The organism is Porcipelethomonas sp. (assembly GCF_051893655.1).
Taxonomy (GTDB): Bacteria; Bacillota; Clostridia; order Oscillospirales; family Ruminococcaceae; genus Porcipelethomonas.
Window position 1 is genome coordinate 1 of sequence record NZ_JBJFHN010000059.1, and the last position, 8,647, is coordinate 8,647.

Below are 8,647 nucleotides of genomic sequence, written 5' to 3' on the forward strand. Positions count from 1 at the left end.
CTTACTTTTTTTCAAAAAAGTAAGATGTCGAGCCTTATCTAAGTGAATCAATAAATTAAGCCACGTCTGAAAGTTTTTTGCTTACTTTTTTTCAAAAAAGTAAGATGTCGAGCCTTATCTAAGTGAATCAATAAATTAAGCCACGTCTGAAAGTTTTTTGCTTACTTTTTTTCAAAAAAGTAAGATGTCGAGCCTTATCTAAGTGAATCAATAAAATTAAGCCACGTCTGAAAGTTTTTGCCAAGCTTTTTTCAAAAAGCGGGTTTTTGCTTACTTTTTTCAAAAAAGTAAGGAATAGAAAAGAAAAAAGTGCAGATAATAAGGGAAACAAAAAGAACGGAGAGAAGATCAATGGCGAAAAAGATAAGCAGAAATACATTTATTACTGAAAATTCACCTTCTATAATTTCTTTTGCTTCCATTGCCGGAAAAAAGGAAGGTGAAGGTCCTCTGGGCAGATACTTTGACAAAATCGAGAATGACAGTCATTTCGGACAGGAAACATGGGAAAAAGCAGAAAGTCAGCTGCAAAAACAAACTGTTGAGCTTGCAATGAAAAAAGCAAGTATAAAGCCTGCAGATATAGACTATATTTTTTCCGGAGATCTTATAAACCAGTGTATAGGAACAACTTATGGATTGCGTGACCTGAATATACCTTTTCTCGGACTTTACGGAGCATGCTCCACAATGGCAGAAGGACTTTTACTTTCCGCACTGCTCACGGACAGTGGTATTGGCGGAAAGGTTGCGGCAGCGACCTCCTCGCACTTTTCAACAGCAGAACGTCAGTTCCGGTTTCCACTGTCCTACGGAGGACAGAGAACTCCCACCTCGCAATGGACCTGTACAGCCTCCGGAGCCGTTATACTTTCCCCCCAGGGCTCAGCCCCCTATATCAGAGCAGTGTCTATAGGAAGTATTGTGGATCTGGGAATAACAGATGCTAATAATATGGGAGCTGCAATGGCACCGGCAGCGGCTTCAACCATAAAAAAATACCTTGACGATACAGGAAGCAGGCCGGAGGATTTTGACGTAATTGTTACAGGGGACTTAGGTATTGTAGGCAGCAGGCTTTTAAATGAGCTTCTTGAAAAGGACGGCGTTGATATTTCCGGACAGCATAAAGACTGCGGAGCAATGATTTTTGATGCTGATGAACAGGATACTCATGCAGGAGGTTCAGGATGCGGATGCTCAGCAAGTGTACTCTGCGGATATTTTCTGCCTAAAGTACAGACCGGAGAAATAAAGGAAATGATTTTTGCGGCTACTGGTGCGCTTATGTCCCCTACTGCATCTCAGCAGGGGGAATCCATTCCCTCGATTTCACACCTTGTTCATATAAGTCATAAAATTTAAAAGGAGTGTCATTAAATGGAATATATCTGGGCTTTTTTAATAGGCGGACTGCTTTGTGCTATAGGTCAGGTTTTGATTGATTATACAAAGCTTACTCCTGCAAGAATTCTTGTGGCATATGTAGTATGCGGAGTTATTATTTCTGCATTCGGCTGGTACAAACCCCTTGTTGAGTTCGCCGGCGGAGGAGCATCAGTACCTCTTACAGGCTTCGGGCATCTTCTTGCAGAGGGTATCAGAAAAGCAGTGGACGAAAAAGGCTTTCTCGGAGTGTTTACCGGAGGTCTTACAAGTGCCGCAGGCGGTATTACTGCCGCACTGATTTTCGGTCTTCTGGCTTCTCTTGTCTTTAAGCAGAAGGATAAATAGGCAAAGAGTTCCGCCCTCTTAAGAGGGCGGTCAAGACTCCGCCCTTGGAAACCGCAGGCAAGTTTTTTATTTACTTTCTTGTAGCAACAAGAAAGTAACAAAGAAATGCACGTATAAAACAAATCTGCGTCTGAAAAAAGTCAATAAAGTACAATATAGTAGTCAGGATATACTATTGAAAAAAATGCCTGACGCTGTTATACTATACATAAAGTGCCGGGTACGTCAGATACTTTTGAGCTGATTCCTTTTCTCTCCGGGATTGCAGCCATATTGTTCTCTGAACTTGCGGACAAACAGCTTATAATTCTTTTCAAAGCCGTTTTGCTCTGCAATGCTTCCTATAGAATAATCAGTATTTACAATGTCGTCATAGGCATGCTCAAGGCGTATTGCAAAAACATAATCCATAAAAGTCATTCCCATGTACTTTTTGAAAAAACGTGAAAAATACTCTCTGTTAAGCGCTACTGTACGTGCGGCGTCGTTTAAGGTTATGTTCTCGGCATAATGCTGACGGACATATTGCAAAACTATACCAAGTCTTTGAATATTCCTGTCAGCTTTCTTTTTCATCTCCGGATCAACTCCGGTTTTGAAATTTATCACGAGATGATATAAAAGCTCATATACCAGACTGTGCTGCATAAGAAGATAACCGCTGTTTTTCGGTGATTCACAAAAACTTATGATCTTTTTAAGGATATCCCTTATTATGACAAGATCTCCCTTTACATTCTCCTCCTTTAAGCATACGCATCTTATCATTACTATGTCAATATCAGGAATATTTTTCTTTATGGTTTCATAGGGAATCTGCAAAAGCAGATAACGGCATCTTTTCGGGCATGCAGTAGAATGAATTGTCTTTGAATTTACAACGGCAAATCCGCCGTCTGTTAAAGAATAATCGTGATTTCCCACAGTGAGTTTCATCGTTCCGTCAATTACATAGATGATCTCAAAACTGTTATGCCAGTGTTTGGAAACAAAACAGCCTGTTTCATCTGCAATTTCAAGCCGCATTCCTGTTTCCAGTTCATAATGTATCTGCTCGTGACTGTATTCTTCCATTGTAGCACCGCCTTTATAACTTCTGAAATTATTATACCATAAACAAGTAAACAGTACAACAAAGAACAAATGTTCTAAAATAAAGAAAGGATGATGTCAGATGTCAATGACAAAAGAAATGACTGCCGGCAAGCCATATAAACTGATTTTAAGCTTTGCATGGCCGCTTATACTGGGAAACGTTTTTCAGCAGCTTTACAACATGGTTGATACCATAATCGTCGGAAAATATGTAGGCGTTAATGCTCTTGCTGCGGTAGGCTCTACTGGTGCTATAAATTTTCTTGTAATAGGCTTTGCACTGGGAATATGCAGCGGATTTTCCATAATGATATCCCAGAGTTTTGGTGCGGGAAACTATTCGGAAATGAGAAAGTATGTGGCAAATTCAGTTTATTTAAGTGCGGCGGCAGCTGTTATCCTTACAGTTTCAACAATGCTTCTGACAGGACCTATTCTTAAAATAACAAATACTCCGGATGAGATATATGATGAAGCTTATCATTACATAATAGTAATTTTTGCCGGAATTTCTGCAACAATTTTTTACAATATGCTTGCCGGTATTCTCCGTGCATTGGGCGACAGCAAATCGCCGCTTATCTTCCTCGGAATCTCATCCGTACTGAACATCATTCTTGATCTTACACTTATTATTGTATTCAGAATGGGCGTATTCGGTGCGGCTCTTGCGACAGTTGTTGCTCAGGGAATTTCCGCAGTACTTTGTCTTATATATATCATAAAAAAATTTGATATTTTAAAATTTGAAAAATCAGAACTCCGGTTTGATACTGTGTTATCCGGAAAGCTGATATCTGTGGGAGTACCTATGGCTCTTCAGTTTTCAATTACGGCAATCGGAACTATTATACTTCAGGCTGCTGTAAATTCTCTGGGTACTTCATCGGTTGCAGCAGTTACAGCTGCTTCAAAGATACAGACTGTTGTTACCGGACCTATGGAAAGCATGGGAATTGCAATGGCAACCTACTGCGGACAAAACAAGGGAGCCGGAAAGTATGAAAGAATACGCACAGGTATAAAGCAAAGCGTTTTGATGTCCGTAGGCTATTGTATTGCCGCATGCGTTGCTGTTGCGGTTTTAGGCGGAGCAATGACTTCGATGTTTATTGATAAGAAATCTACAGATCCTGCTGAACTTGCAAAAATAATAGAGCTTTCAAAATATTATCTGATTTTAAACGGAGTCTTTTACCCTGCTCTGGGAATACTGTTTATACTCAGAAATTCCCTTCAGGGAATGGGTTACAGTTTCCTGCCTATGATGGCTGGTGTAAGCGAGCTTGCTGCAAGATCTCTGGTGGTTTTCTTGTTTATTTCTTCTTTCGGATATACTGCGGCATGTCTTGCAAGTCCGGTAGCATGGATTTTCGCAGATGTTCTTCTGGTCATAACATATGCGGTTAAAATGCGTTCTATGAAAAATGAAGCGGTGTTTCAAAAAAAGGAAGCTGTAGCATAAAAATGATCACTGGAAGCTGTGCCGGGAATTCGGACTGTATAAAAACTTGAATTTAAAGTAAATAAGGGGACGCTTTCACTTGCAAAGCGTCCCCTCTTTTCAGCCGGAAGGCTGAAAATTCACCCTCGTAAAAGCACTTCTAAGGCACAGGAATTTCGCCCTCTGCGAAAGGCGGCCAAGGCTCTGCCTTTGGAAACCGAAAGCTTTTGAAAAGTAAGATTGACAGAATGTACATATTCATGATATAATAAAGTGTTTAATAATAAAATAAAAGGAGTTTTAACCTTTATGAACAACAAAAATAGTTATGAAAGTCCTTTCTGCACACGATATGCAAGTGAGGAAATGCAGTATATTTTTTCCCCGGATAAGAAATTCACTACATGGAGACGCCTGTGGGTGGCTCTTGCAAGAGCTGAAATGAAGCTGGGACTTCCTGTTACTGAAGCACAGGTAAAAGAACTTGAAGAAAATATAAATAATATTGACTACGATATGGCAGAAGCCCGTGAAAAGGAAGTGCGCCATGATGTTATGGCTCATGTTTATACCTACGGACAGGCTTGCCCGGATGCGGAGGGAATTATTCATCTGGGAGCTACATCATGCTATGTAGGCGATAATACGGATGTTATTATTATGAGGGATGCCCTTCAGGTAATCAGAAGAAAGCTTATTAATGTTATTGCTCAGCTTTCAGATTTCGCTATGAAATATAAGGACATGCCTTGTCTTGCCTATACCCATCTTCAGCCGGCACAGCTTACAACAGTGGGCAAGAGAGCAACTCTCTGGACAAACGAACTGCTTATGGATTTAAAGGAAATTGAACGCAGAATCTCTGACCTTCAGCTTTTAGGCTCAAAGGGTACTACTGGTACTCAGGCATCGTTTATGGAGCTTTTCGAGGGAGATACTGATAAAATTAAACAGCTAGAACAAATGATTGCCGAGGAAATGGGCTTTGAAAGCTGCGTTCCGGTATCCGGTCAGACATATTCAAGAAAGGTCGATTCATTTGTCGTGAACGCTCTTGCAGGTATCGCTGAGTCTTGCAGCAAGTTCTCAAACGATATGAGAATTTTGCAGTCCTTTAAGGAAATGGAAGAGCCGTTTGAAAAGAACCAGATAGGCTCAAGTGCTATGGCATATAAGAGAAATCCTATGAGATGCGAAAGAATTACCTCCCTTTCAAGATATCTGATGATAGATTGTCTGAATCCTGCTTTTACTGCCGGAACACAGTGGTTTGAAAGAACTCTTGACGATTCCGCAAATAAGAGAATTTCTGTTGCTGAAGCATTCCTTGCAGCTGATTCTATACTCAATATAATGATTAATGTTACAAGCGGAATGGTGGTTTATCCTAAAATCGTCCGCAAGAGAGTTATGGCTGAACTGCCGTTTATGGCTACTGAAAATATTATGATGGATGCTGTTAAAAAGGGCGGAGACAGACAGGCTTTGCATGAAAGAATCAGACAGTATTCTATGGAGGCTGCAAAAAGAGTTAAGCAGGAAGGTCTGGAAAATGACCTCTGCGACAGAATAGTGGCAGATCCGATGTTTATGATAACAAAGGAAGAAATGGATTCTATTATGGCTCCGGAAAACTTTACAGGCAGAAGCTCTCAGCAGGTTGAAGAATTTGTAAATGAATTCGTAAAGCCGATACTGGACGCAAATAAGGATATTTTAAACGAAACATACGAGATGAAGAACTGAGATGCTTTCTTAATGGCTTACTTTTTTAAAAGGTCGAGACTTATGTATAATAAATCAGTAAAGTAAAATACGTCTAAAAAAGCGGTGAAATCCCTTGACATTTTGATTAATAAATAATATAATAATAATAATTGTCGGCATAGTGAAAATTTCAGTGCCGAAAAAAATAAAGATTAGGAGGCTTGAATGTGAAACAAGCAAAGAAACCGGTATTCTTTATAGTCTTTGCGCTTATAATTGTTTTTGCTGCATCAGTTGTATTCGGATTTACTTCCCAGTACGGCGATATTACAAAAACATACATAAAAGGCGTTAATGACATTCGTCTGGGTATAGATATACAGGGCGGTGTTGACGTAACTTTTGTTCCTGCCGACGGCGTTGACGCAACTGACGAACAGCTTGACTCGGTAATGGAGGTTATAAAGCTCAGACTTGCTTCATTGAATATCAACGACAGCGAGGTATATGAAGATACTGCAAACGACAGAGTAATCGTCCGTTTCCCGTGGCAGGCAGGCGAAAAGGATTTTGATCCGGAAGCGGCAGTCAAGGAACTGGGCGAAACTGCGGTTCTGTCTTTCAGAGTCGGAACAGACACTAATGAGGACGGCTCACCGGCAGGCGACCTTGTTCTTCAGGGAAGCGATATTAAAAAGGCTGAACCTATGAGACAGCAGGAAAGTGACGGTACATATTCCTATGTTGTATCACTGGAGCTTACAGATCAGGCAAAGGAAACCTTTGCTACAGTTACTTCTACAATGGCTGGTACAGGAGAATCAATTTCCATATGGATGGATAACAATATGGTTTCTGCTCCTACTGTAAATGAAGCTATTACAGACGGTAAGGCTGTTATATCCGGCAGCTTTACAGCTGACAGTGCTAAAAGTCTTGCAGACAAGATAAATTCCGGTGCACTTCCTTTCAAGCTTGAAACATCAAGCTTCAAGACTATTTCCCCGACACTGGGAAGCGGTGCACTTAAGGCTATGATCATAAGCGGTATTATTGCATTTGCATTTATTGCCATTTATATGACAATTCTCTATAAGATTCCGGGATTTGTTTCAGCAATTTCTATTATCGGACAGGTTTCTGTAACTCTGGCATGTATTTCGGGATGGTTCGGATTTATGTCGAGTTCCACACTTACTATACCGGGTATCGCAGGTATTATACTTACCGTTGGTATGGGTGTTGATGCAAACGTTATTACCGGCGAGCGTATCAGAGAAGAACTTAACTCCGGAAAGAGCCTTGATGCTGCACTTAAATCCGGATACAAGAGAGCATTCTCTTCAATCCTTGACGGAAACCTGACAAGTCTGATTGTTGCTGTGATTCTTATGGCTGCATTCGGAACACCTGACAGCTTCCTTGCCGGCGGACTTAACAAGGTATTGAGCCTGTTCGGAATTGGCGCTACAACAGAAGGTGTTATTTACTCATTCGGCTTTACACTGTTTGTAGGTACTCTTATGAACTTTGTAATGGGTGTATTTGCTTCAAGACTTATGGTTACTTCACTTTCAAGATTCAAAATATTCAGAAACAAGAAACTTTACGGAGGTGCAAGTAATGAATAATAAAGTATATGACATTTCCGGAAAGAAAAAAATATGGTTTCTTATTTCCCTTGTACTGATCGCTGCAATTATTGTTGTATCAGTTGTTAAGGGCGTTGAAATCGCAATTGAATTCAAGGGCGGTACTATTATCTCTTATTCCTATGAGGGAGATGTTCAGATAAAGGATGTTCAGAGTGATATCGAAGAGCTTCTTAATACTCCTGTAACTATTCAGGAGGGCGAAAATCTTTCAAGCGATTCCAACAGTGTTTCAATTTCATTCAGCTATGACAATGGTCTGACTGCTGAAGGTCAGAATGAACTGACAGCTTTGCTTCAGGAAAAATTCCCTGACAATAATATTGAAGTTCTTGATTCCAATGACGTAAATCCTACATCTGGTAAGGAATTCTTTATAAAGTGCATAATCGCTTCCGCTCTTGCAGCAATAATTATCATTCTTTATATCGCTTTCAGATTTAAACAGATCAGCGGCTGGTCTGCTGGTGTGTGTGCGGTTATAGCTCTTATTCACAACCTGATTTTCGTGTTCGGTACTTTTGTTGTATTGGGATATGAAATCAATTCAAACTTTATTGCTGTAATTCTTACAATTTTAGGTTACTCAGTAAATGATACTATCGTTGTATACGACAGAATCAGAGAAAACAAAAGTATAATGCCTAAGGCATCTGTTGCTGAACTGGTTAATGTGAGTGCGTCACAGTCACTGAGACGTTCTATCAGGACATCCGTTACCACTGTTTCAACAATGTTAATTGTAAGTATTGTAGCTTATATTTATCATGTAAATTCAATTCTGAGCTTCTCTATTCCTATGATCGTAGGTATGGTTGCCGGAACATATGCAAGCCTTTGTATTGCTTCTCCGCTCTGGGTATGGTGGAACGAGAGAAAAAGCAAGAAAAAAGCAGCTAAATAATAATTTTCAAGCCGGAGGATCCTGATTCCTCCGGCTATTATTTTTTTAACCAGCCTTTTGAAAAAGGCTGGGCGAAAACTTTCAGACGTGGCTTTCTTTTATGGGTTCATT

Annotated in this window: 7 protein-coding genes; 6 read left to right on the forward strand and 1 reads right to left on the reverse strand. The window is 40.1% G+C overall.

Features of this window, described 5'->3' with window-relative positions; all coding sequences use genetic code 11:
- Positions 1-351: 351 nt before the first annotated feature.
- Both spoVAD and spoVAE read left to right on the forward strand, forming a co-directional pair.
- A complete protein-coding gene (spoVAD, locus tag ACI4WO_RS03390; protein WP_439806150.1) occupies positions 352-1,365 on the forward strand; it encodes a stage V sporulation protein AD in 1,014 nt (337 codons plus the stop codon).
- A gap of 15 nt (positions 1,366-1,380) precedes the next feature.
- Complete coding sequence (gene spoVAE / locus ACI4WO_RS03395; RefSeq protein WP_439806151.1) at positions 1,381-1,734, forward strand: stage V sporulation protein AE; 354 nt, start codon at positions 1,381-1,383, stop codon at positions 1,732-1,734.
- 225 nt (positions 1,735-1,959) lie between these two features.
- On the opposite strand, the gene ACI4WO_RS03400 is transcribed toward spoVAE, so the two are convergent.
- Positions 1,960-2,808 (reverse strand): AraC family transcriptional regulator, encoded by an 849-nt coding sequence (locus ACI4WO_RS03400; RefSeq protein WP_439806152.1) that lies wholly within the window; start codon positions 2,806-2,808, stop codon positions 1,960-1,962.
- A 100-nt stretch (positions 2,809-2,908) separates the two neighbouring features.
- On the opposite strand from ACI4WO_RS03400, the gene ACI4WO_RS03405 reads away from it, so the two are divergent.
- From ACI4WO_RS03405 to secF, 4 genes are all read left to right on the forward strand, one after another.
- Positions 2,909-4,294 (forward strand): MATE family efflux transporter, encoded by a 1,386-nt coding sequence (locus ACI4WO_RS03405; RefSeq protein ID WP_439806153.1) that lies wholly within the window; start codon positions 2,909-2,911, stop codon positions 4,292-4,294.
- 288 nt (positions 4,295-4,582) lie between these two features.
- Positions 4,583-6,019 (forward strand): adenylosuccinate lyase, encoded by a 1,437-nt coding sequence (gene purB, locus ACI4WO_RS03410; RefSeq protein ID WP_439806154.1) that lies wholly within the window; start codon positions 4,583-4,585, stop codon positions 6,017-6,019.
- Between the two features lie 188 nt (positions 6,020-6,207).
- A complete protein-coding gene (locus ACI4WO_RS03415) occupies positions 6,208-7,611 on the forward strand; it encodes a preprotein translocase subunit SecD (protein WP_439806155.1) in 1,404 nt (467 codons plus the stop codon).
- Complete coding sequence (secF, locus tag ACI4WO_RS03420; RefSeq protein ID WP_439806156.1) at positions 7,604-8,536, forward strand: protein translocase subunit SecF; 933 nt, start codon at positions 7,604-7,606, stop codon at positions 8,534-8,536. Before ACI4WO_RS03415 ends, secF begins: the two co-directional genes overlap by 8 nt.
- The last annotated feature ends 111 nt before the right edge of the window (positions 8,537-8,647 follow it).